Origin of the sequence: Pseudomonas sp. Irchel 3H7 (assembly GCF_900187605.1) — a bacterium.
Classification (GTDB): Bacteria; Pseudomonadota; Gammaproteobacteria; order Pseudomonadales; family Pseudomonadaceae; genus Aquipseudomonas.
The window spans coordinates 525,518-548,986 of sequence record NZ_FYEA01000002.1 but is presented as its reverse complement, the minus strand read 5'-3'; the positions used below and the strand labels follow the sequence as shown (position 1 = coordinate 548,986).

The window sequence follows — 23,469 nt, the reverse complement described above, 5'->3', positions numbered from 1 at the left end:
CGCTTAATCCAACTACATTTACAGGGACAATTCGATAACGTCGGGTTATCGGTTGCGACGACAGCCATTGCCGAGTGCCGCGTCAGCACCATGAGCGACCGGGTCTATCCTCACAGCGACGCTCGCGTAGCCCTCCCCGCACGGTTCCGTTACCCTCCTCGCGCTTCGTTGGGGAGCTGTATCGTTAGGAGAGTGTACGAATGAGCAAGCATGTCGACCCTGACACCATCCTGCTGAAAATGCCGTCCTTGAGGGCTGTGAAGGCATTTGTCGCCGCGGCCAAATACGAAAGCTTTACCCGCGCGGCGGAGGCGCTGTGCGTTTCCCAAGCCGCGATCAGCCGGCAGATTCGTGAACTGGAAAGTTATCTGGGCGCGCAACTGTTTACCCGCGTCGGCCGGGCGGTGGAGCTGACGGCGGCCGGCGCGGTGTTCTTCGATGCCGCGCAACTGTCGTTCGTCAACATCGCGCAGGCCGCCGAACGCATCCGCAGCAGCCAGTCGACCAAGAAGGTCCTCACCGTCTGTTGCTCGCCGGCCTTTTCCGCACTGTGGCTGTCGAATCATCTGCAAGAGTTCTTCGCGCAGTGCCCGGATATCGAACTCAACCTGATCACCACGCAGAACTTTCTGACAATGGAACCCGGTGTGCAGCCGGACATCTTCATCACCAAGATTTCGCGCATCCGTGACGGTTATAGAAGCTATCCGTTGTGCCACGACGTGATTTATCCGGTGTGCACCCCGCAGTATCTGGAGAAACACCCGGAAATTTCGACGATCGAAGGCGTGCGCGATTCGGCATTGCTCAACCTGAGTCCCTATGGCCGCTCGCAAGTCGCCGAGCATGTCGACTGGGGCGTGTGGCTAGCGTTTCAGGCCATCGATATCGATGACCGTCCGCCGAACAGTCCGCAGATCTTCAATGCCAACGACTACAACCTGCTGATCAGCATGGTCCTGACCCATCAGGGCATTGCGTTGGGCTGGAATCACTTGGTCACGGGATTGGTGCAGCAAGGCCTGTTGGTGCGACCGATCGAGCAGCAGGTGCAATTGCGCAACAGCTGGCACTACCTGAGCTGTCGCGAAAGCTCCGAAAACGAAGACGAGTTGCGGCGTTTTCGTGAATGGATTCTGGCGAAGTTTCCCCGCCGTTAATCCGCACCGCACCGTCGTCGGATGATTTGGTTATCAATAGCCCGACGAAAATGTTGCTAGAGCGGCACCCTCCCCGTGGCTCATTGTTGAGTTGCGCCGGCCATGATCGGCCCGGCGCAACTCACAGGAAGGGATTGTTGAATGTCACTCTTCGAATTCTGTCGCGATTTTGATTTCCTCGATGCCCCGCTCAAGACTCGTGCAATCGTGCAGGACAGTCTGCTGGATATCGTCGGCGTCATGGCCGGCGCGGCCAGCAATGACACCAGCAGCGCCATGCGGCGTTTTGCCGAACAGCATTACCCGGCGGGCGCCTATAGCAGTCGCCTGATCTTTGCCGGGCAACGTGTCAACGTGCTCGGCGCAGCGTGGGCCGGAGGGTTCAGCGCTGACAGCCTCGACGCCCACGAAGGCCACTTCAAATCCAAGGGGCACGCCGGAGCGACCGTTGTTCCCGCCGTGCTTGCCCTCGCCGATGCGCTGCATCATCAAGGCCAGTCGATTAGCGGTCATGAGCTACTGACCGCCCTGTGCATCGGTTATGAAACGGCGCTGCGGGCCGGTTCCGCCTTGATGGCGACCTCGCCGACTTATCACGCATCCGGCGGTTTTTCCGCGCTGGGTTTGGTCTGTGCCGGAGCACGTTTGCTGGGTTTTGATGAGCCGACGTTTCGCCATTCCTTGGGCATCGCCGAGTACTTCAGCGCACGCTGCCCGATGATGCGCGTGGTGCAAGCGCCGACGATGCTGCGCGATGCCCACGGTGCAGGCGCATTTGCAGGTTTGAACGCCCTGCTCATGGCTCGGGAAGGCATCACCGGTGCACCGGCAGAATCGGTTGAAGACATCACCGTCGCCGAATACTGGAACGACATCGGTGCACGCTGGGAGATCGACAGTCAGTACTTCAAACCCTGGCCAGTTTGCCGCTGGGCACAACCGGCGCTGACCGCCATGCTCGAACTGCAGCGAGAAAACCCTCAGCTCGATGCGGACTCGATTGAAACCGTTTGCGTGGAAACGTTCTACGAGTCGATGTGTTTGCAGGGGCATACGCCGAGTGACGCCGATGAGGCGCAGTACGCCCTCGCCTTTCCGCTGGCCGCACTGATTGTGCGGGGCAAGGTCGGTCCGGAAGAAGTCACCGGGGCGGCGATTTTTGCCGAAGATATTCTGGCACTGAGCCGCCGTATCGAAGTCGTCGAAGCCGCCGATATCTCGGCCAGATTCCCAGCCGAAATCCTCTCCCGATTGACCATTACCCTGAAGAACGGCGGCGTGCTGGTGAGTCCGATCACTGCCGCGCGGGGCGACCCCGAAACGCCCCTCAGCGCTGAAGAGCTGAGCCAGAAATTTGATCTGTTCGCCAGCGGTCTCGGTGTAGAGCGCAGTGCCGAGGTGAAAACAGCGATCAAACACATTGCACAATCCAGCTGCGCCATTACGGTTCTGGAACCGATTTTTCACCCAGTGCTGGCACGCCAGTCAGACATCATCGATAACCCCAACGCATGAATTGCCCACAGCAAATGTCGTTTGTGATCGCTGTCCTGCGCCCTATAGGCTGAGGGCTATGTCGCCCCTGGGAGGATAATAATGAATAAAGAAAGCGTTTTTGACCTGATCGCACAGCGCAAACCCTGGCATTCGCTGCCGGGCGCCCTTTACAGCAATGAAAGCGTTTACCGTCAGGATCTTGAGCAGATCTGGCACAAGGACTGGATCTTCGCCGGCCACACCTTTGAAATCACCAAGCCGGGGCAGTATTTCACCCTGCAGATCGGTGACTACCCCGTTGCAGTGGTGCGCGGCAAAGACGGCGAGGTCCGGGCGTTCCATAACGCCTGCCGTCACCGTGGCGCAAAAATCTGCGAGGCCGATCACGGCAAAGTGGCGAAGATGGTTTGCCCGTATCACAAGTGGACGTACGAGCTGGATGGCAACCTGTTGTTCGCCGGCAACATGGGCCAGGATTTCGACAAATCCCAATACAGTCTGAAAAGCGTTCACTGCGAGATCGTCGATACCTACATTTATGTCTGCGTGGCCGCCAAGGCTCCTGATTTCGAAGGTTTCCGCAAAGCCGTCAGCCCTTTCATCGCGCCGCACTATCTTGAAAACTGCAAAGTAGCGTTCGAGTCGAACATCATCGAGAAAGGCAACTGGAAACTGGTCTTCGAAAACAATCGCGAGTGCTATCACTGCGACGGGTCGCACCCGGAGTTGCTGCATTCGTTCGTCGATAACCTGTCGGTGGGCGGCGTCAGTGGCGAAGATGATCCAGAGCTGTCGGCTTACTGGTCCAAGTGCGAGAGCGCCGGACTGCCAAGCCGTTTGGTGATGGATATCAATGGTCAGTTCCGCATGACCCGTATTCCGCTGTCATCCGGCGCCGTCAGCTACACCATGGATGGCAAACCTGCCGTTGCCGGGCGTCTGGACAAGACAACTGAAGCGGACATCGGCGCGCTGCTGTACTTCCACTACCCCTCCACCTGGAATCACTTCCTCGGTGACCATGCACTGAGCTTCCGGGTGTTGCCGATCAGCGCCACTGAAACTCTGGTCACCACCAAATGGCTGGTACCTGACAGCGCAGTGGAAGGCGTGGATTACGATCTCGAGCGCCTGACCAAAGTCTGGATTGCCACCAACGATCAGGACCGCACGCTGGTCGAAGGCACCCAGCGCGGTGTGACCTCGCCGTCGTACGAGCCGGGGCCTTATTCGGAAACCGCCGAGACTGGCGTTTGTCAGTTCGATGACTGGTATTGCGCGACCATGATGGATCGGCTCAAAGGCCCCATCCCTTTGAAGTCTGTTGGCTGATCCGTTCTCCTCACCAGTTCCATCCCTCTTCCCTTCAGCATCCCGACGGATGCTGGAAGGGACTCTTGTGTCTCGAAAAGCTGTTGTTCCGGTTCGTCGCCAAAAAAGCCGGGAGACACCGATAAGGATATCCGCATCAATGAACGCCTCGACATCATCCCTGGCAGCTTATGCAAACTACGGCGAGCGCGTGTCGACGCGCATCGTATTTTTGATCACCGGCATTGTCATGTCGGCTTGGGCGCCACTCGTTCCGTTGGTGAAAGCCCGTACCGGACTGGACGACGGCGGACTGGGCCTGTTGTTGCTGGGATTCGGTATCGGTTCGATCGTCGCCATGCCGTTTGCCGGTTATCTGACTGCACGTTTTGGCTGCAAACCGGTGATCATCTGCTCGACTGTCGCGTTGTGTTCGGTGCTGCCGATGCTGAGCCATCTGACGTGGCTGCCGGGGCTGGCGCTTGCCGTACTGGGGTTCGGCGCCAGCATGGGCATGCTCGATTGCGCGATCAATATCCAGTCGATCATTGTTGAAAAGCACAGCGGCGAAACCCTGCAATCCGGGTTCCACGGGCTTTACAGCGTCGGCGGTATCGCCGGGGCCGGGGCCATGACGGCGATGCTCAGCCTGGGACTGAATCCACTGCTGTCCGTGCTTTGCCTGGTGGCGATTATCCTCGCCGCGCTGTACAAGGCTGCGCCAAGTTTGTTGCCCTATGGCACCGAGAGAGACGGTCCGTTGTTGGCGATGCCACGGGGGATCGTGCTGCTATTGGGCGTCCTGTGTTTCATTGTTTTCCTTACGGAAGGCGCCATGCTCGACTGGAGCGCGGTTTTCCTTGCCTCGCAACGCGCAATGGAACCCAGCTACGCAGGCTTGGGTTATGCCAGCTTCGCGGCGGCGATGACGCTCGGGCGCCTGACCGGAGACGCCATCGTCAGCCGACTGGGTGGCGTTCGCGTGGTAGCGCTGGGCGGGGTCTGCGCGGCGGCGGGCATGCTGGTTTCGCTAGTATTCGATAGTTGGCAGGCGGCATTGCTGGGCTATGCCTTGGTCGGTATCGGATGCTCGAACATAGTCCCGGTGCTGTTTACGGCGGCGGGTCGACAACAGCGCATGCCCCAGCGCACCGCGATTCCGGCGATCATCTCGATGGGCTACGCCGGCATTCTCATGGGCCCAGCGTTCATCGGCATGGTTGCGCATCTCAGTACGCTGGTGGTCGCATTGGGTGGCTTGGTTTTCCTGTTGTTGTTTGTCAGTTACGCCGCGAGATTTTTGAAGGCCTGATGCGCCGGTCACAAGCCTTTGGAACATTGATCGGCTTGAAGGAAATCTTTTAGCGAAGCCTGATAAATGGCCAGTGGTCGTTTCTCGGGCTCAAACAGCGCAAACGGAATCATCACGAGATGGGAAACCGTTGTGGCGCTGACTGAGTAAGTTCTTTGCCTGCAAAAGCCGTTATCTTTATTCAGGGTGAAATCAAACTTGTACAGGTCTGGCCTTGTACACCAACTCGGAATCAAACCAAAACTCAACCCCGTCAAATACTCTTGTGTGCAAGCGCCACCCAATGAAAATTCCGAGACTTTGATTTCCAGTGCAGGGAGGCTCGAGGCTACAGGGCTGGAGCTGTGATCCTGTGCATGTGGAAACATGCTTTTTGTCTGCGCGTAGGCGTCTTTGCCAAGGCGACTGTTTTTCCAGGGAGAGTCTATTTCGTAGCTGAAGCTGGAGATGATTTCCTGGGTTGCGGTTCCAGCGTGTTCGTTGATTGTCGGCACGGTCGCATAGGAGGTACATCCTGAACACAGCATCGCAACACTGACGACAACACATCCATGAGTTATTAAGCGGCGCATTCTAAATTTCAGTCCCCACTATTGATCAGCCATTGCACTGGCGTTTTTCTGGCCTGCTTCGGCCAGCTTCTTTTGCACATAAAAAAGCATCAGCACCGAGTTTCTCTGAGCCTGCCGAGACTGTTGTTCGAACAACGCCACAAGCTCTTCTTCACGCTTGCACCCAGCATTGACATTGCCCTTTGCAAATTCGCAGGTACCGTATTGGCCCCAACCTTTGCGGGCTTCATCGGTGTTTCGCGCGGGGTAAACCCAATATGCGTTCCATGCACCGTCGACGACAGGTTTACCGGCCGCGTCTATCTGCTCTATCGCTTGCAAGGTTGCTGTGGCAGCGGCGTCCAGAAAACGTCGAGGGTTGGCATCGGCTTTATCCGCCTCATCACGAAGCGCCTGACACTGCACGTCAGACAAGTCGAACACTGGCAGCGCTTCAATGCTCTCGAACTCATCAAATGGATCGGAATGATTGCCCGGTAACTTTGCGTGGTAAGCCGGCACCACATGGCCGGGGACGCTCATGTCCTGTATGTAATGCAAAACCCTTCCTGCTTGCTCGTAGACCGCAACCGGGTCGGCATCAGGTTTCACCAGCAGCTCGTTCAGCTTCTTGATGCGTTTGTTGAAAATCGCGTCCAGATTGCGCTGGACCAACCAGAGTGGCTCAAGCTTTTCGTTGCGGTTGTAGAAATGCCAGTGGGTGATGCGTTGAAGGATCGTCAACGGGCTTGAGTCTTCTGCGTCCGTTCCATCAGCCAAGGCCTCGCCCAACTGCGCAGGAAGCTTTACTCCCGGGCAGCGCTGAAACGCCTGCGCCGCTTTCAGCGCGTAAGCCGAATGCAGCTCGGGGTTAAAGGCCATGGCCGGGGTTGAGGGGTTGAGCAGCAGTGATAAGCCCAGCACTGCCAAGTAACGGCTCGGGGCTGAACGGTCTACCGGGGTGGCTTCCATGCTGTTGCTCTCCATAAACCCGCGTGATTGGGGGAGACTTGCGTTGCGACGCTAATTTAGCATCCGGTAAGGGAGGCCGCTAAGGCCTGTTTCAGTGAGAGTTCTCGCGCACGCTGACCTTGATCGGTGTTGTCTGGGTTACGTCGCGCTGCCGGGTCGCATGCCAACACAGCAGCGAGCCCACCGTCACCAGCACGGCGCCCTGCCAGAACTGCATCTGCAAACTGACGCCAAGCCACACCGCAGCGAATGCTGACGACAGCACCGGCGCGGAGTAGGACGCGGTCGCCAGCAAGGTCAGGTTTCCCCGCAGGATGCCGATGTTCCAGAGAGCGTAGCCACCGGCCATGGCGATTCCCGCCGCCAGCAGTTCCAAAGAGTTTACCCAAGTGAATGGCGGAATCCGTTCGAGGCTGAGGTACCACTTCAACCACAACACGACGGACGTCAGCACGAAAAACAGCGCCACCAGATTCTGCCCACCGGCATAGCGACGCGTGACATTGCAATACAGGGCAAAGGTAATCGCACAGGTCAATGCAAGGCTGTAGCTCAGCGGGTTGGACTGAACATTGCGCACAATCCCCGGCAACGATAATCCCTCGCTACTGACGACCCACAAGATGCCGAAGATCGCCAGCGCGGAGCCTGGAATGATGAACCAGCGGGTCTTCTGTCCATTCATGACAATCGCCAGCACCACGGTCAGGCACGGCCACAGATAATTGACCACGCCCAGTTCGATGGCTTGATGCCGATCACTGGCGAAACCCAATGCCAACGACAGGCACACCTCATAAGCGACGAACAATGCGCTGCCGAGCAGCAGATAGAGCCTGGAAGTCGAGCGAATCCGCGGGCGGCCGAGGAACACCAGCAACAGCATGGCGCCCAGCGAATAGATCAACGCAGCGCCCCCCAACGGGCCGAAGTGCTCGCTGACGCCTCTGATCAATCCGGCAGCGGTACTCCACAAAACGATCGCCACCAAGCCACACACCGTGGCGGCCCGCTCACCCTTGATCAGCATCATGACTCCTGGCACAAAATGGCAAACCGACCGCACAGGCTAACCAGCGCAAGAGGATCAATAAAGGAACATTTTTGCCGTGCAAAGGATGAGCTGTCGTTATGACTCAGCCTTGATTGACCTGCGTCCAACTGTCGCAGCAAACAGCCATTGGAAAATTCCGCACAAGCCTTAGAATCCGCGCGCTCTTGCAGTCGCCGGATCTGGTGACCGAAACGTACCCAACCGCCCTGCCCGTCTGGCGGGCACTTGCACCACAACACACTTCGGCTTGGCAATCGCATGCGCAGCGGCGCACGTTGCGCTGTTCGTCCTCTAGAGGTTTTTATGTCTCCGCGTTTGCTGGCCATGGCGCTGGCGCCCCTGCTCGGGCTGTTCATTGTTGCGCTGGGCAACGGTTTCATGTCGTCGCTGACCACCCTTCGACTGGACGCTGCCGGTGCCTCGACCACGATGATCGGCATCGTTTCATCGGCCTACTTCATCGGCCTGACTTTGGGTGCCGTGTTCAATGACCGCTTGATTCTGCGCATCGGCCATATCCGCGCCTATGGCAGCTTTGCTTCGCTGATCGCCGTGACCATCCTGCTGCAGGGATTGTTTTACGACACCTGGGGCTGGTTCGCCCTGCGCCTGATCAACGGCTGGGCCACGGTCGGCGTGTTTCTGGTGATCGAAAGCTGGCTGCTGCTGGCGGGCGACGCGAAGATTCGCGGGCGCTTGCTCGCGTTGTACATGATCGTCCTGTATGGCGCCGGTGTTCTGGGTCAGGCAACGCTGGGAAAAATCACCGGGTTGAGCGACAGCGCACCGTTCATGGTCGCCGGCATGCTTGCCTCGTTGTCGGTGTTGCCGATCGTGATCCTGCCGCGCGTGTCGCCCTTGCTCGATCAGGTTGAACCGCTCAAGCCAAGGCAACTGTTGGGCGTGACGCCGACCGGGCTGGTCGGCTGTTTCGGTTCGGGTGTGACCATCGCGGCGATTTACACCTTGCTGCCGTTGTATCTGCAACGCAGCGGTCTGAATGTCGGTGAGGTCGGCAGCATGATGGCCTGGACGATCCTCGGCGCGATGCTCCTGCAATACCCGGTCGGACGCTGGTCTGATCGCAAGGATCGCTTGCAGGTGCTGACGATTCTGACAGTGGCGTGCACGGTGTTGTCGCTGTTGATCGTCCTGGTGCCGTTGTCCTCGACAATGCTCGCGGTGATGTTGTTTCTGCTCGGTGGCGGCGTATTCGCGCTGTACCCGGTTGCCGTCAGCCATGCTGCTGACCGTGCGCCTGCCGAAGCGTTGGTGCCGATGATTCAGGGCTTGCTGCTGATCAACTCACTGGGCTCGGCGATCAGCCCGATGATGATCTCGCCGGTGATGAACTCGTTCGGTGCCAATGGTTTGTTCTGGGTGTTTGCGCTGGTCAATCTGTGCATGGTTACCTTCTTCCTGTGGCGCCGTGGCAAACGCCCGGTTCCGGCCAATCCCGCGCCGTTTGCAGCGGCAGCCACGTTCTCGCCGACAGGTGCGGAGCTGCGGGTGACCGAAGATTTGCGTCAGGCGGTGCAGGAGCATCCGCCGATGGTGGATGCATTGAGCGGCGAGCCTTCGCCGCAATGTGAGACGCGCTAGGGGTTGCGCCAGTCTGCGCCAAGCGCAGGCTGGCTCGCAGCACTAGTCAGGTTCGTGGGTGATATCCACGAGCGGAATCGGCTCGATCGCCCAAGCGCGAATTTGACGACGTTCGGGGCTGGGTATCGCGCAAGCCTTGCGTCCGGTGAAGTTTCGAGCGAGGCGGTCTTCATCGATCCGCCAACCGCGCTGCTCCAGTGCCTGCACGTCTTTGCGAAAGGCGATCTGCAGCGCATCGGACTTCAACGAAACCTCCTGCTGAAAAGAGTCCGGCACACGTTCGGGCCTGACGTTTTTCAGCACGGCATGATCTTGTTCGAAGATACGGATATTGCTCGCAATGAACCTGCGATCCAGCAGCCGTGAGCGCAGGAACGTTCTGCCCATCATCCACCAGGTGCGCGTGCGATTGGCGTCAATCGGGACATGCGCCGAGACGATGTAGATCCGCCAGCCGTTCGGTAATTCAAGTTCCAGCGTTGTACACGGACCGGACAGGTGAAACCCCGGAACAGTCACCACACTGACAAACTCGGTGGAGGATTTACGCCGCAGCAGCCCTTTGCGTGCCGGCCTGCGCATAAGCATTTGCGCGCTGCCGCTCCACGCATCGCTGTCGACCTCGAACGATTCAATCTCGGGATGATCCGGATCACCGAAGGTTGAACCATGGACAAACGGTGCGTGCGCGAAGTCCAGACCGTTTTCAATAATCCGGTCCCAACTGGCCTGCCAGTCAAAGTGGCCCGAGACCACGCGGATGGCGGGATCGTCAACCCAGTCGAGCGTCGGCAACGGCGGACGCTCAGCCTCCGGCAGATCACCTAAAAATGCCCAGATCCAACCGTAGCGTTCAAGCGTCGGGTACGCATCGACGCGAGCCTTGGCGGGAATCCGCAGGTCGGGCTGCGCCGGTATCTGCGTGCAAACGCCGTCACCGCCAAACCGCCAGCCGTGATAGGGACACTGCACGCTGTTGCCGACCTTGCTGCCGGCGGACAGTGAGCCGCCGCGATGCACGCAAATATCCGACAGCACGTGAGCGACACCCGCGTCATCGCGGAACGCCACAAAAGGTTGTCCGAGCAATTGAACCGGCATCAATCCATCAGTCAACTGCGACGATGGGAGAACGACATACCAGAGGTTTGTGAGCATGGGGGGCGTGTGATCCGTCAGTACAGTTAGCTCAGATCAGAGAAACCTGAAATTCAAATTAAACCAGCGCCTGCACATCGACAATCAGCCAAGCACTTTATAGATCTCTGCAACTACCTGAGTCGTTGCGGCTTCGATGGTTCCTTCGTTACGGCACAACACCCAGCCGTTATCGACAACCGCCTGCTCGAACATCTCGCTACAGGTGACGTGCTCTGCGTGTTTCTGGATCACCGTGCCTCCCAGGCCTCGCGATCGTGCCGTCGCCCTCGCCCATGAAATATCCGGCGCGGTGACAACGCCGACATGCAGATCCGGCACGCGCACGCCTCGCTCGATGTTCAACTGCAGAATCTCGGCAAACGGCACGCTATGGCGAAATGCGGCATCCGACGGATACCAGCGGTCGATCAGGATGATGCTGTTCAATGGCTGTTTGGGCAGTACCTCCCGGGAAATCCAGCGACGGCTATCCGCAAGGCGCTGACACACCGCCCACTCCAGATCCCGCGAGGGATGTCTGGCGAGTTGATTGACCAAGGCCATGGTTTCGCCGCGGTACGGATCGCTTTTTTTCTCGCAGAGCCGAATGACTTTGTGCTTGTCTGCCCGTAGTGCGGCGGTGACGGCCTCCAGCAGTGTGGTTTTGCCGGTGCCCTTGGGCCCGTCCAGAGAAATAAACAGCGGCAGCTTCATGGTTCACGCAACGATTGAGACAGTGCTGAGCACTCTAACCTCATTTGCGTAATTCAATGAGCTGTTCCCTGCCCTTTGCCTACACTTGCTTGCCAATGATGTTTAGCCCTCTGCCAAAGGAGTCACCATGTCCAAGCTCTATCCGAGCATCGATCCCGAGGGATTGGTCGAGTATTCCGTGGTCTACACCGACCGCTCGCTCAATCACATGTCGCAGTCCTTTCAAGGCGTGATGAGGAACATTTCCACGACCCTGAAACAGGTCTACAACGCCGAAGCGGTAGCGGTGGTTCCGGGCAGCGGCACATTCGGCATGGAAGCGGTGGCGCGGCAGTTCGCCACCGGCCAGCAGTGCCTGGTGATACGCAACGGCTGGTTCAGTTATCGCTGGAGCCAGATCCTTGATATGGGCAATATTCCGGCGGCCACCACGGTGCTCAAAGCCCGACCGGTCGAGACGGGGCGCCAGGCAGCCTACGCCCCGCCACCGCTGGACGAAGTGCTGGCGGCCATCGCGGCGCAGAAGCCGAAAGTGGTCTTCGCCCCCCACGTTGAAACTTCATCCGGGATCCTCCTGCCCGACGAGTACCTGCGAGCCGTTGGCGACGCCGTGCATGCGGTGGGTGGTCTGTTTGTGCTGGACTGCATCGCCTCCGGCACGATTTGGGTGGATATGCACAAATGCGCCGTCGACCTGCTGATCAGCGCCCCGCAGAAAGGCTGGAGCGCCTCCCCTTGCTGTGCCCTGGTAATGTTCAGTGCTGGGGCGCTCGAGCGTATCGAACACACGCAAAGCAGCAGCTTCGCCTGCGACCTGAAAAAGTGGCTGCAAATCATGCGGGCCTACGAACAGGGCGGACATGCCTATCACGCGACGATGCCCAGCGATTCACTCGCGCGGTTCAACGACGTGATGAAAGAGACACAAGCGTACGGGTTCGACAAGGTTCGCGATGAACAACAGGCGCTGGGTGATCGGGTGCGTGCGTTGTTGACCGGCAGAGGTTTCAAAAGCGTCGCCGCAGAAGGCTTTCAGGCCCCAGGTGTGGTGGTGAGTTACACCGATGATGCCGACATCAAGAGCGGAAAGAAATTTGCCCAGCACGGCCTGCAGATCGCCGCCGGCGTGCCACTGCAATGCGATGAGCCGGCCGACTTCCAGACCTTTCGCCTCGGGCTGTTCGGACTGGAGAAGCTACAGAATGTCGAACGCACGGTCAGCCTGCTGGAGCAGGCACTGGATGAGGTGATGGTTGACTAAAAGCTGTCCTTGCCCGCAGGACACGACGTTATCGCTTGCCAATTCTAAGGTGGAGGCCATTATGCTTACTGGCTTCCACTGCTACCTACGCCCATTGGCGTCGCGCAACGAACAACTTGTACGATGTCTTATCACGAGGTATTACTACGTCTCCCACATAAAAATAAAACCACGGAGATCGCTACATGGACTCATCCCTGTCCGCTCGACCTGAAAGCCCTGACCGAGCGCAAGGCAACACCCGCCGCAGCTTCCTGAAAAAATCCCTCGCCGTTTCCGCCACGCTCGCCACCGTCGGCAGCACCGCACTGACGCGGATCGCCGAGGCCGCCGAACCCTTGAGTCAGCGCTACCCAGATCCGCTGATTCACATCCTCGACGACAGCTTCCTTGAGCTGCGTATTTTCAACGCCAGTGTCGAAAAACTTGCCACCGGTATGCGCTGGGCCGAAGGACCGGTCTGGGTCGGTGATGGCCGCTATTTGTTGGTCAGCGACATTCCCAATAATCGCATCATGCGCTGGGACGAAATCACCGACACCTTCACCGTGTACCGCGAACATTCGAATTTTTCCAACGGCATGTGCCGGGATCGCCAAGGGCGGCTGATTGTCTGCGAAGGCTCCACCACCACCAGCGAAGGTCGGCGCGTCACGCGCACCGAAGCCAATGGCACGATCACCGTGCTGGCCGACAGCTTCGACGGCAAACCCTTCAACTCGCCCAACGACATCGTCTGCAAAAGTGACGGATCGATCTGGTTCACCGACCCGCCCTTCCAGACCAGCAACAACTACGAGGGCCACAAAATCACCCCGAGCCAACCCCACGCCGTGTACCGCATCGACGGCGAAACTAAAAAAGTTACGCGGGTCATCGACGACCTCAACGGCCCCAACGGCCTGTGCTTTTCTCCCGATGAGAAAACACTGTACGTCGTTGAAGGTCGCGCCAAGCCCAATCGCCTGATCTGGGCTATCGCGGTGAAGGACGATGGCACACTCGGCGAACGCCGCAAGCACATCGAAGGGCTGGACTATGCCGCGATCGACGGCATCAAATGCGACGAAGCCGGCAACCTGTGGTGCGGCTGGGGCGGCAATGGTGATCCCAAGGCCGACCTGGAAAAACTCGACGGCGTGCGCGTGTTCAATCCGCAGGGCAAGGCCATCGGGCACATTTCCCTGCCAGAGCGCTGCCCGAATTTGTGCTTTGGGGGGCGCGAAGGCAATCGGTTGTTCATGGCCAGTAGTCACTCGATCTATTCGCTGTTTGTGAATACTCGCGGGACTACGTTTGCGTTGTAAAAGCGCGGTTCGTCTCGCGATGGATTCGTGAGAATTGCCGCGCATCCGAGAATGCGCGGCATTCAAGCTCGTTTACCGTCCCCGCCTCGCTGGACCTTGTGACGCGGACAGCAGTTTACGACCAGAAGCCTTTATGCGGTGCAGCCGCCTCCCCCTCCAGCATCGGCCCCACCACACTGACCTTACGCTGCCCCTTGGCGAACACCTCGCGGCACGGAAGCGAGAACGTCGGGTTCTCCGGATGATCCCCCGTCAATCCCAGCAAGGCATGCTCCGACAACGCATAAACCACTCGCCCGATTCCGGTCCAATACACCGCGCCGGCGCACATGCAGCAAGGTTCGGCGCTGGTGTACAGCGTGCACAGTTCCAGCTCTTGCGGTGACAGCAATTTTGCCGCCGCCGCTGCCGCCACCAACTCCGCATGTTGAGTCGGATCGCCTTCCGGTGGCATCGAATTGTTCCCCGCTTCGACAATCACCTTGCCGTTGCGGTCGGCCACCAATGCCGCGAACGGATGGCGACCACGTTGTTTCGATGCCTCGGACAAGGCGATGGTCTGGCGCAACAACGCCAGATCCAGATCGCTGACGCCAGCCGGGATGAGCTGAGTGAATTGATTCATGGGTAACTCCTGGGCAGTGGAAAACAAAAGGTCAGTCGGCCAGTTCAGCGCCGAGGGTTTCGGTCGATTTTTTTTCGTTGTTGAGCAGGATGTTGAGGGCGATGGCGGTGATCGCTCCGAGGAAAATCCCGCTGTCGAGCACCAGTTTCAACGTCGGACCGACGTGTTCGAACAGCGCCGGAAAGGACATCGGCAGCACCCCGACACTCACCGAAACCGCAACGATGATGCCGTTGCGCGTCCCCTCGAATTGCACCCGTGACAGTTCTTGAATGCCCGCCACCGTGGTCATGCCGAACATCACGATCGCGCAGCCACCGAGCACTGGCGTCGGCACGGCGGCGATCAACGCGCCGAGTTTGGGGAACAGGCCCATCAGCACCATGATTGCCCCGGCGGCGGCCACGACGAAGCGGCTTTTCACGTTGGAAAGCGCGATCAAACCGGTGTTCTGAGTGAAGGCGTTGTAGGGAAAGCTGTTGAACAAACCGCCGAGCATGGTCGACAAGCCGTCGGCGCGAAACGCGTTGCCGAGGGTTTGTTGCGTGGTCGGTTTGCCGGTCAATTTACCGATCGCCAGACAGTTGCCGGTGGTCTCGGCCATGATCACCAGCATCGCCAGGGTCATGATCAGAATCGGCACCGGCGCGAATTCCGGCGCGCCGAATGCCATCGGCGCGCTCAGCTCAAACCACGCCGCTTCGCTGACCCGATTGAAGTGAGTCATGCCGCAAGCCGCTGCGATCAGACTGCCGACAAACAAGCCGATGAGCACGCTGAGGTTGCCGAGGAAGCCCTTGCATTTGGCGTAGATCACCAGCGTCACGCTGACCGTGGCCAAGCCCAGTAACAGGTTGGCGGGATTGCCAAAATCCGCCGCGTCGGGATTGCCGCCGCCCAGCCAGATCGCCGCCGCCGGCATCAGCGAGATGCCGATAATGGTGATCAGGCTGCCAATCACCACCGGCGGGAAAAACCGTAGCAAGCGGCTGAACACTGGCGCTAGCGCAATGGTGATAAAGCCCGCGGCAATCACCGCCCCGAAGATCTGGCTGAGGCCGAATTCCTTGCCGATCATGATCATCGGCGCCAAGGCAATGAACGAGCAGCCCTGAATCAGCGGCAGGCGCGCGCCGAATTTCCAGAAACCGAGAGTTTGAATCAGCGTCGCCACACCCGAGGTCAACAGGTTGGCGTTGATCAGCAACACCACCTGCGCCGAGGTCAGCCCCATCGCACTGCCGAGAATCAGCGGCACCGCCACCGCTCCCGCGTACATCACCAGAACATGCTGCAAGCCAAACGTGAACAACTGTCGCAGTGGCAAAACCTCGTCCACCGGATGAATGCGTTGTGGGGTCATTTCACACGCTCCTGAAGGTGCGGCATCTGTTGAGATCGCGGGCATGCTCAGGGGCGTTTGAAAGTCGGATCCGCCCCGGAGATCGTTTGACGCGGGGCCATAGTTGAACGTTTATTGCGATGAACAAAATTAGCAACCATCGCTTTTTTCGATGGCACGAATCTGGCATTGGTTATCTGCTTTAAACCCCCATCCTCGACCCGGGAGTCCACCGCTTGCGCTTCTCACTCGATCAACTGCTGATGTTCGTCCAAGTGGTCAAAAGCGGATCGTTTTCCGCCGCCGGGCGCAAACTGGGCAAGACTCAATCGACCATCAGCGCGGCGATTGCCAACCTCGAAACCGACCTTGGGGTCGACCTGTTCGACCGCACTAACCGCAGCCCCGCTCTGACTGCCAGCGGCCACAAGCTGCTGGTGCAGGCCGAAGCCGTGCTTGAACGCTGCATGACCTTCGAAGCCCACGCCGATTGCCTTTCGGACAACGTCGAAACCAGCCTGACGCTCGCCATTGAAACGCCGTACGGGCCAATCATGCCGGTGCTCAAAGCCTTCGAAGCCGCGTTCCCCTTTGTCGACCTGATCATCCGCCATCCGGTTTACGGCGACGTTAGCGAACTGGTCAGCAGCGGCGAAGCGGTACTCGGTGTGGCGTTCTCACAGCCCGGCTATCCCAAGGAGCTGGCGTTTCAGCAACTGGGCAAACTGATCATGCTGCACGTCTGCCACCCCGAGCACCCATTGGCGCAACTCGACAACGTCACGTTCGACGACCTGCACGTCCATCGCCGCCTGGCCTTCAGCGCCCACGCAAGCAAACTGCCGAGCAGCGAATACCTGCGCTCGACCCAGTTGTGGCAAGCGGAAAGCTATCTGGCGTTACTGGAAATGGTCCGCGCCGGGCTCGGCTGGGCCACCCTGCCCCGGCAGCTCGTTCAACGCGAACTGGCCAAGGGTGAACTGGTGGAACTGCAGCTCTCGGCGTATCCGCATACCGACTGGCAGATTGGTGTGGATTTGCTCTGGGCGCGGCAACGGCCGCTGGGTAAAGCCGAGCGGTGGCTGAAGGAGAAATTGCAGGGCAACAAGGTGTATGAGCTGGATCGCAATGGGCAGATCACCACGCTTTGACGTGGGGACAACAAGGCCCGCCAAAGCGGGCCTCGATTGCAGGCGTTGTCACTACGCCAGTCTGACTGTTTCAGTCTGAACCTTGTGCTCAGGGCGGATCTTGAACCAGATGGAATACATCGCCGGCAGGAACACCAGCGTCATGATGGTGCCGACGAATGTGCCGCCAATCAGGGTGTAAGCCAGCGTGCCCCAGAACACCGAGTGTGTCAGGGGAATGAAAGCCAGGATGGCCGCCAGTGCCGTCAGCAGGACCGGTCGCGCACGTTGCACCGTGGCTTCGACCACAGCGTGGAACGGGTCCAGTCCTTCCAGCGTGTTGTGATGGATCTGCCCGATCAGAATCAGCGTATTGCGCATCAGGATTCCCGACAGCGCAATCAACCCGACCAGCGCATTGATGCCAAACGGCTGATTGAAGATCAGCAGCGTCGGCACCACTCCAATCAAGCCTAACGGCGAGGTGAGGAAGACCATGATCATCGCCGCGATCGAACGCACCTGCACCATGATGATCAGCAACGTCATGGCGATCATGATCGGCAGCAGGGGCAAGATTGCCTTGCCCGCTTTGCAGGACTCCTCGATGGCACCCGCCTGCTCGATCCGGTAACCGGAAGGCAGTGTTTCGATGATCGGCTGCAACTCCTTGAGGATCGCACCCGACACATCCGGAGGCTGCAAACCTTCGGCAATGTCGCCACGCACGGTGATGGTTGGCGTGCGGTCACGGCGTCGCAGAATAGGATCCTCCATGCGCACATCGACCTCGCCGATCTGCGACAAAGGGATGCGTTGTCCCGCCGCGCCGACCAGGGTGAAACCTTTGATTTGCGCCGGGTCGAGCCTGATATTGCCCGCCGCACGCCCGACGACTTGCACAGAACGAATATCCTCGCGAACCGCCGTTATCGGTACTCCGCTCAGCAGGAACTGCAGTTGCTGGGCAACCGCATTCGAGGTCAGCCCCACTGCTTGCAGGCGGTCCTGATCGAGACTGAAATGCAAGGTCGGGGTCAGCGGTCCCCAGTCAGTGTTCACTGTTCTCATCATCGGGCTGTCTTTCAGCACGCCGCGAACCTGCTCGGCGATATCGCGTAGCTTCGCCGGATCAGGCCCCATCACCCGGTAGGCAACCGGGAACGGCGAATAAGGACCAAAGACAATTTGCGTGGCCCTGACACGGGCCTCCGGCGCTAGGCCTTCGGCAACTGCTTCGCGCAGCCGTAACTTGAGGGTTTCGCGTGCTTCCTGACTGTCCGTGAGCACCACGATTTTGGCAAAAGAAGGATCGGGCAGTTCTGGCGCCATCGCCAGGAAGAAACGTGGCGCACCCTGGCCGATATAGGCGGTGACGATTTTGGCCTCATCCTGCTTTTGCAACCAGGCTTCGACCTTGGCGGCCGTGGCGCTGGTCTGCTCGATCGAAGTGCCGTAGGGCATCTGCACCTCGATCATCACCTCGGGGCGGTCAGAGGTCGGAAAAAACTGCTTCTTCACCAGCCCCATGCCTGGAACCGCAACGAAAAACAGCGTGACCACCGTACCTGCCACCAGCCATTTGCGAGCAATCACCGCGGTCAGCAGCCGGCGGAAACGGTTGTAATTCGGCGTATTGTAGATCGCCGCGTGGCCACCTTCGACCTTCTTGATGTCCGGCAACAACTTCACGCCCAGATACGGGGTGAACGCCACCGCGACAACCCAGGACGCGATCAGCGCGATGCCGACAATCCAGAACATGTTGCTGGTGTACTCACCGGCAGTCGACTGCGCGAAACCGTTGGGCAAAAAGCCGATTGCCGTCACCAACGTACCGGACAGCATCGGCGCCGCCGTGTGGCTCCAGGCATACGCGGACGCTTTGATGCGGTCGTAGCCTTCCTCCATTTTCACCACCATCATTTCAATGGCGATGATCGCGTCATCGACCAACAGCCCGAGCGCGAGAATCAATGACCCGAGGGTAATGCGATCAAAGTTCTTGCCGGTGGCGGCCATCACCACGAACACGATCGCTAGGGTCAACGGCACAGCGGCAGCGACCACCACCCCGACCCGCCAGCCCATACTCAGAAAGCACACGAGCATGACCACCAGCAGCGCGACAAAAAACTTGACCATGAACTCGCCGACAGCGGAGTCGATATTGACCGCCTGGTCGGTGACTTTGGCGAGGGTCATGCCCAATGGCATTTCCGCATTAATCCGCGCGGTCTCCGCATCCAGCGCCTTACCCAGATCGAGACCGTTCCAGCCCTCGCGCATCACCACACCCAGTAGCAGCGCGTCTTCGCCGTTATTGCGCACAACAAAAGTCGCCGGGTCTTCGTAACCGCGTTCAACCGTGGCCACATCAGAGAGCTTGAGTGTCCGGCCCTGCACGGAGACCGGCGTATCGCGAATTTTCTGCACCTTGTCGAAAGCACCGTCGAGACGCAGAAACACCTGCGGCCCACTGGTTTCGATGGAGCCGGCAGGCGTCAGCACGTTCTGACTGTTCAGCGCGGCGAAGATGTCCTGCGGTGACAGGCCGAGGGTCGCCAAGCGGTCATGGGAAAATGAAACGTAGATGCGCTCGGCTTGCTCACCGATGATGTTGACCTTCTTCACCCCCGGCACATGCAGCAGACGCTGGCGCATGGCTTCGGCATCACGCACCAGTAAGCGCTGCGGCTCGCCCTTGGCTTTCAAGGCGAACAGCGCGAAGGTCACGTCGGAAAACTCATCGTTGACCATCGGCCCGATAACACCGGCCGGCAGCCTGATGGCTTCATCGTCGAGCTTCTTGCGTGCTTGATAGAACTCTTCCTGCACTTGCGACGGCGGCGTGCTGTCGAGCAACGACACCATCGTGAACGCCAGTCCAGGGCGAGTGTAGGTTTCCGAGCGGTCGTACCACTTGAGTTCTTGCAGGCGCTTTTCAAGGGGTTCGGCGACCTGATCCTGCATCTCTTGCGCAGTCGCACCGGGCCACGCGGTAATGACCGTCATCTGTTTGACCGTAAACGGTGGATCCTCCGCACGTCCCAGTTGAAAGAACGACAACGTCCCCGCAACGGCAATCAGAAAGATCAGGAACACGGTGATCGCCCGCTCACGAACCGCGATGGCCGAAAGGTTGAAGCGCCCCTGGCTCATGGGCGACTCCCGGCAACGCTGGCTTCGCTCTGCTGTGGCAATCGCACCTCTTCGCCATCGCGCAGCAGATGGGCGCCCAACGCTACAACCTGCTCACCGGCAGTGAGGTCGCCGGCGATGCGCGCCGAATCATCGCTCAACCCCAGCACCTTAACCGCTCGCCAAGCCACCTTTGCCGGTGTTCCGGTGATCACCCACACACCGGGTCCTTTGCCCGGGTCGTAAATCGCGGCGATGGGGACTTGTAACGCCTGTGTCTGTGTGGCGCCCTCGGCAATGCTGAGGGTGACAGTCGCACCGATCGGCGCATTGGCCAGCGGCCCCTCAAGCACATAGCGCGCTTCGAATGTGCGCGTCGTGCGGTCCGCGGAGTCCGAAAGCAGCCGCAGTTTTGCCGTCACCGCCGCTGAATTGACCCCGTAGAGGCTGGCTTGTGCGGTGGAACCGGCTGCCGGACGCAACGTTTCGGGCAGATGCACGATGGCTTCGCGCTGACCTGCGCGCGCCAGTCGAACCACCGGTTGTCCCGGGCTTACGACTTGTCCAGGTTCAGCGAGTGTTTCCACTACCACGCCGTCCGCATCAGCAACCAGCAACGCATAACCTGAAGCGTTACTCGCTACGTCCGCTTGCGCCTGCGCGGCGTTGAGCTGCGCCTTTGCAGTCTCCGCAGCGGCTCTGTACTGGTCGTAGGCTGATGCCGAAATGGCGCCAACGCCGACCAGTTTGCGATAGCGAGCCTCGTCGTCGGCTGTCTGTTTGGCGCTGGCGCGAGCCGCTATGACCGCCGCCTGCTGCGCCCGCGCTTGCAGTCCAAGGTCGATCGGGTCAAGACGCATCAGCGGCTGCCCTCGCTTGACGACCTCCCCCGTATCAACCAGACGTTCGAGCACTTTGCCCGACACGCGAAAACCCAAGTCGCCCTGAACGCGCGCCGCGACCACTCCGGTGAAAGAACGAGCGACATCGGGTGACGCTTGAACCGCAGCGGATCTGACAAGCGGCGCCTGGGTACGGGGATCTGCAACGCTGGAAGATTCGCCGCAGGCGCTCAGGGCGAGAGGCAGCAAGCATGCGGCAATGGGGAAAGGTCGGAGCCGGCGCATAGATTCCCTTACTGAGGAATAGGATGATCATCATATTCTCAGCCTTGTGACCAACATCGTCAATGGTCACAACCTGAGAAATAACTGCATCCTGGCCATCAGCAACATCGGACTACGGATCGACTGACGGGCCTGACTCGCTATTGCTAGGTCACCTGGCATCTAGACTTGTATGTAGCCATATCACTCATATGACCAACTCCGATAATGGTCACTTCCAGTTGAATGTATAGCTCTCCCGCCGCTCATGTGCAGGGAACAGGAACCATGATAAGAGGATGTCGCCTTGAATTGACTCGCCTGAAAATTCTGCTCAGGGAAGGGTCAAGGCATGAGGCTGCGCAGGATGAGATTGGTGGTCAGCGTGGGCGCTTGTTCGATCAGATCCAGATTGTGTTGCAACAGCAGCGGGTTGACGAAAGGTCGCAACGCCAGATTGATCGCCTCGACCGTCTCGTCCAGCGGCGTCTTGCGCTCGAACTCCCCCGCTTCTCGACCATGGCGCACGATATCGAGGATAAAACCCTTGATCTGCGCTTCATACACTTGCGCACTGTTCCAGCGCTCCGAAGCGGAAAACGCCGCGATGTCGTATAGCTTGCGGTCGTTGAAGAACAGGTCCACGCCGGTGGCAATCACGGTTTTGACCAATCTGCGCAAACGCTCGGTCGCTGAAACCTCTTCGGTATTAACCGCTTGTTCGACTGCTGCAGCGATCTGGCCCAAGCAGTTGGCGCAAATGGCCTCGCCAATCGCCTGCTTGGAATCAAAGAACTTATAGATGTAGGCCTTGGAAAAACCGATGGCCTTGGCCAGGTCGGAAACCGTGGTTTTACCGTAGCCGTATTGGCTGAAGTGCTCATTGGCCGCGGCGACAATCTGGTCACGAATGTCGTGTTCGGCGGGGCCGCGAGTGCTCGGCGAGGAGGTAGATAGGGATGGCTGATTCATGGGGGCAGCTTACTCATCCTCTCGAATACTGACAACTCGCCGAGCATTGTTGAACGTGTTACACCACGGCGGCTTCAACCGTTCTGGAGCGCCACGCAAAAGCCAACACCATCAGCAACCCCAGGCCCGCCATTGCCGCGCCGGCCAAGGAGATCGCCGGATAACCCAGCCCGCTGCTGATCACCGCGCCGCCCAGCGCCGCACCAATCGCATTGCCGAAGTTGAAGGCGCCGATGTTCACCGCCGAGGCCAGATTGGGCGCGTCCTTCGCCGCTTCCATCACACGCATCTGCAGCGGCGGCACCAGGGCGAAGCTGGCAATACCCCAGATCAGAATGGCCACGGCGGCCGGCAGCGGCCAGCGCATCAGTACGGTGAACGCCAACAAGACCACAATCAGCACGCTCAACGAGACGATCAGGGTGCGATCTATCGAGCGGTCAGCAGCCTTGCCGCCCCACATGTTGCCCAGTGTCAAACCGACACCGTAAAGCATCAGCATGGCGGTGATGAAGGCGGTGGACGCATGGGTCTCGCTGCTGAGGATCGGTGCGATGTAGGTGAAGACGGTAAACATTGCACTCGAGCCGACGACGGTCAGGGCCAGCGCGGCCAGCACCGGGACGCGCCCCAATACGCGGATTTCCGCCATGACACCGACGCTTTGCGGCGCCCGCACGTTGGGCAAGGCGAACCACAACGCGACCATCGTCACCACGCCGAGGCCGGTAATCCCCCAGAAAGCCGTACGCCAACCGAACAGTTCGCCAAACCAGGCGGCCAGCGGCACACCGCCGATGGTCGCCAGCGTCAGGCCCATGAACATCGCCGCAACTGCTCCGGCACGTTTCTCCGGGGCGACCAGGGTGGCGGCGACGACTGAGCCAACGCCAAAAAACGCACCGTGGTTCAAGGAAGTCACGACCCTGGCAACCATGAGGCTGTAGTAATCGGTGGCCAACGCTGACATCAGGTTACCCAGGGTGAAAATCGCCATGAGCCCGATCAGCAGATAGCGCCGGGGAATCTTGCCGGTGGTCAGAGTCATCAGTGGTGCGCCGAGCAATACGCCCAACGCATATGCACTGACCAGCAAACCGGCAGCGGGAATGGAAACACCCAGATCCGCAGCGATACCCGGCAACATGCCCATGGGGGCGAACTCTGTAACGCCGATGCCGAAAGCACCGATGGCGAGTGCAACAAGTGGTGGATTGATACGCATGGAAAACTCCTTATCTATGCCGCCAATGCTACGATCCCGTCTTTTCA

19 protein-coding genes are annotated in these 23,469 nt (G+C 59.2%); 8 read left to right on the top strand and 11 right to left on the bottom strand.

What is annotated here, in order from left to right; genetic code table 11:
• The first annotated feature begins 200 nt into the window (after positions 1–200).
• The 4 genes from CKW38_RS05790 to CKW38_RS05775 all read left to right on the top strand — a co-directional run bounded on the left by CKW38_RS05790 (position 201) and on the right by CKW38_RS05775 (position 5,280).
• On the top strand, positions 201–1,160 hold the full coding sequence (locus tag CKW38_RS05790) for a LysR family transcriptional regulator (protein WP_007913217.1): 960 nt from the start codon (positions 201–203) through the stop codon (positions 1,158–1,160).
• A 141-nt stretch (positions 1,161–1,301) separates the two neighbouring features.
• The gene (locus tag CKW38_RS05785; RefSeq protein WP_095112147.1) at positions 1,302–2,675 is read left to right on the top strand and encodes an MmgE/PrpD family protein; all 1,374 of its coding nucleotides are present in this window, start codon (positions 1,302–1,304) and stop codon (positions 2,673–2,675) included.
• Between the two features lie 78 nt (positions 2,676–2,753).
• A complete protein-coding gene (locus tag CKW38_RS05780; protein ID WP_176472299.1) occupies positions 2,754–3,989 on the top strand; it encodes an aromatic ring-hydroxylating dioxygenase subunit alpha in 1,236 nt (411 codons plus the stop codon).
• Between the two features lie 139 nt (positions 3,990–4,128).
• Positions 4,129–5,280 (top strand): MFS transporter, encoded by a 1,152-nt coding sequence (locus tag CKW38_RS05775; RefSeq protein ID WP_095112145.1) that lies wholly within the window; start codon positions 4,129–4,131, stop codon positions 5,278–5,280.
• An 8-nt stretch (positions 5,281–5,288) separates the two neighbouring features.
• Here CKW38_RS05775 and CKW38_RS05770 read toward each other — a convergent pair whose 3' ends face one another.
• The 3 genes from CKW38_RS05770 to yddG all read right to left on the bottom strand — a co-directional run bounded on the left by CKW38_RS05770 (position 5,289) and on the right by yddG (position 7,833).
• Positions 5,289–5,852 (bottom strand): hypothetical protein, encoded by a 564-nt coding sequence (locus CKW38_RS05770; RefSeq protein WP_095112144.1) that lies wholly within the window; start codon positions 5,850–5,852, stop codon positions 5,289–5,291.
• An 18-nt stretch (positions 5,853–5,870) separates the two neighbouring features.
• Entirely contained in the window at positions 5,871–6,803 is a 933-nt protein-coding gene (locus CKW38_RS05765; protein ID WP_095112143.1) for a hypothetical protein, read from the bottom strand.
• Positions 6,804–6,894: 91 nt separating this feature from the next.
• A complete protein-coding gene (gene yddG, locus CKW38_RS05760; RefSeq protein ID WP_095112142.1) occupies positions 6,895–7,833 on the bottom strand; it encodes an aromatic amino acid DMT transporter YddG in 939 nt (312 codons plus the stop codon).
• 327 nt (positions 7,834–8,160) lie between these two features.
• Between yddG and CKW38_RS05755 the strand changes: the two genes are divergently transcribed.
• On the top strand, positions 8,161–9,459 hold the full coding sequence (locus tag CKW38_RS05755; RefSeq protein ID WP_077572882.1) for an MFS transporter: 1,299 nt from the start codon (positions 8,161–8,163) through the stop codon (positions 9,457–9,459).
• A gap of 42 nt (positions 9,460–9,501) precedes the next feature.
• Here the strand turns inward: CKW38_RS05755 and CKW38_RS05750 are convergent, their stop codons facing one another.
• Together CKW38_RS05750 and CKW38_RS05745 are read right to left on the bottom strand one after the other, a co-directional pair.
• Entirely contained in the window at positions 9,502–10,617 is a 1,116-nt protein-coding gene (locus CKW38_RS05750) for an aromatic ring-hydroxylating dioxygenase subunit alpha (RefSeq protein ID WP_095112141.1), read from the bottom strand.
• 84 nt (positions 10,618–10,701) lie between these two features.
• Positions 10,702–11,313: a dTMP kinase gene (locus CKW38_RS05745; RefSeq protein WP_095112140.1), complete on the bottom strand. Its 612-nt coding sequence runs from the start codon at positions 11,311–11,313 to the stop codon at positions 10,702–10,704.
• A 127-nt stretch (positions 11,314–11,440) separates the two neighbouring features.
• Between CKW38_RS05745 and CKW38_RS05740 the strand changes: the two genes are divergently transcribed.
• On the top strand, positions 11,441–12,574 hold the full coding sequence (locus CKW38_RS05740) for an aminotransferase class V-fold PLP-dependent enzyme (RefSeq protein WP_095112139.1): 1,134 nt from the start codon (positions 11,441–11,443) through the stop codon (positions 12,572–12,574).
• Between the two features lie 185 nt (positions 12,575–12,759).
• On the top strand, positions 12,760–13,881 hold the full coding sequence (locus tag CKW38_RS05735) for an SMP-30/gluconolactonase/LRE family protein (RefSeq protein ID WP_095112138.1): 1,122 nt from the start codon (positions 12,760–12,762) through the stop codon (positions 13,879–13,881).
• Between the two features lie 115 nt (positions 13,882–13,996).
• On the opposite strand, the gene CKW38_RS05730 is transcribed toward CKW38_RS05735, so the two are convergent.
• Entirely contained in the window at positions 13,997–14,506 is a 510-nt protein-coding gene (locus CKW38_RS05730; protein ID WP_095112137.1) for a nucleoside deaminase, read from the bottom strand.
• A 31-nt stretch (positions 14,507–14,537) separates the two neighbouring features.
• Positions 14,538–15,869, bottom strand: a complete 1,332-nt coding sequence (locus CKW38_RS05725; RefSeq protein ID WP_095112136.1) for a nucleobase:cation symporter-2 family protein — start codon at positions 15,867–15,869, stop codon at positions 14,538–14,540.
• Positions 15,870–16,084: 215 nt separating this feature from the next.
• On the opposite strand from CKW38_RS05725, the gene CKW38_RS05720 reads away from it, so the two are divergent.
• The gene (locus CKW38_RS05720; protein ID WP_007913252.1) at positions 16,085–16,999 is read left to right on the top strand and encodes a LysR family transcriptional regulator; all 915 of its coding nucleotides are present in this window, start codon (positions 16,085–16,087) and stop codon (positions 16,997–16,999) included.
• 51 nt (positions 17,000–17,050) lie between these two features.
• On the opposite strand, the gene CKW38_RS05715 is transcribed toward CKW38_RS05720, so the two are convergent.
• The 4 genes from CKW38_RS05715 to CKW38_RS05700 all read right to left on the bottom strand — a co-directional run bounded on the left by CKW38_RS05715 (position 17,051) and on the right by CKW38_RS05700 (position 23,422).
• A complete protein-coding gene (locus tag CKW38_RS05715; protein WP_095112135.1) occupies positions 17,051–20,140 on the bottom strand; it encodes an efflux RND transporter permease subunit in 3,090 nt (1,029 codons plus the stop codon).
• On the bottom strand, positions 20,137–21,246 hold the full coding sequence (locus tag CKW38_RS05710; protein WP_095112134.1) for an efflux RND transporter periplasmic adaptor subunit: 1,110 nt from the start codon (positions 21,244–21,246) through the stop codon (positions 20,137–20,139). The genes CKW38_RS05715 and CKW38_RS05710 overlap by 4 nt, the downstream gene beginning before the upstream one ends.
• Positions 21,247–21,570: 324 nt before the next feature.
• Complete coding sequence (locus CKW38_RS05705; RefSeq protein WP_095112133.1) at positions 21,571–22,197, bottom strand: TetR/AcrR family transcriptional regulator; 627 nt, start codon at positions 22,195–22,197, stop codon at positions 21,571–21,573.
• Between the two features lie 58 nt (positions 22,198–22,255).
• Positions 22,256–23,422 (bottom strand): MFS transporter, encoded by a 1,167-nt coding sequence (locus CKW38_RS05700; RefSeq protein WP_095112132.1) that lies wholly within the window; start codon positions 23,420–23,422, stop codon positions 22,256–22,258.
• Positions 23,423–23,469 lie beyond the last annotated feature (47 nt).

Bases quoted from the DNA above. Each gene is read 5' to 3' on its own strand.
- CKW38_RS05790 (WP_007913217.1), top strand. From the start codon at position 201: ATGAGCAAGCATGTCGACCCTGACACCATCCTGCTGAAAATGCCGTCC.
- CKW38_RS05785 (WP_095112147.1), top strand. From the start codon at position 1,302: ATGTCACTCTTCGAATTCTGTCGCGATTTTGATTTCCTCGATGCCCCG.
- CKW38_RS05775 (WP_095112145.1), top strand. From the start codon at position 4,129: ATGAACGCCTCGACATCATCCCTGGCAGCTTATGCAAACTACGGCGAG.
- CKW38_RS05770 (WP_095112144.1), bottom strand. From the start codon at position 5,852: ATGCGCCGCTTAATAACTCATGGATGTGTTGTCGTCAGTGTTGCGATG.
- CKW38_RS05765 (WP_095112143.1), bottom strand. From the start codon at position 6,803: ATGGAAGCCACCCCGGTAGACCGTTCAGCCCCGAGCCGTTACTTGGCA.
- yddG (WP_095112142.1), bottom strand. From the start codon at position 7,833: ATGCTGATCAAGGGTGAGCGGGCCGCCACGGTGTGTGGCTTGGTGGCG.
- CKW38_RS05755 (WP_077572882.1), top strand. From the start codon at position 8,161: ATGTCTCCGCGTTTGCTGGCCATGGCGCTGGCGCCCCTGCTCGGGCTG.
- CKW38_RS05750 (WP_095112141.1), bottom strand. From the start codon at position 10,617: ATGCTCACAAACCTCTGGTATGTCGTTCTCCCATCGTCGCAGTTGACT.
- CKW38_RS05745 (WP_095112140.1), bottom strand. From the start codon at position 11,313: ATGAAGCTGCCGCTGTTTATTTCTCTGGACGGGCCCAAGGGCACCGGC.
- CKW38_RS05740 (WP_095112139.1), top strand. From the start codon at position 11,441: ATGTCCAAGCTCTATCCGAGCATCGATCCCGAGGGATTGGTCGAGTAT.
- CKW38_RS05735 (WP_095112138.1), top strand. From the start codon at position 12,760: ATGGACTCATCCCTGTCCGCTCGACCTGAAAGCCCTGACCGAGCGCAA.
- CKW38_RS05730 (WP_095112137.1), bottom strand. From the start codon at position 14,506: ATGAATCAATTCACTCAGCTCATCCCGGCTGGCGTCAGCGATCTGGAT.
- CKW38_RS05725 (WP_095112136.1), bottom strand. From the start codon at position 15,869: ATGACCCCACAACGCATTCATCCGGTGGACGAGGTTTTGCCACTGCGA.
- CKW38_RS05715 (WP_095112135.1), bottom strand. From the start codon at position 20,140: ATGAGCCAGGGGCGCTTCAACCTTTCGGCCATCGCGGTTCGTGAGCGG.
- CKW38_RS05710 (WP_095112134.1), bottom strand. From the start codon at position 21,246: ATGCGCCGGCTCCGACCTTTCCCCATTGCCGCATGCTTGCTGCCTCTC.
- CKW38_RS05705 (WP_095112133.1), bottom strand. From the start codon at position 22,197: ATGAATCAGCCATCCCTATCTACCTCCTCGCCGAGCACTCGCGGCCCC.
- CKW38_RS05700 (WP_095112132.1), bottom strand. From the start codon at position 23,422: ATGCGTATCAATCCACCACTTGTTGCACTCGCCATCGGTGCTTTCGGC.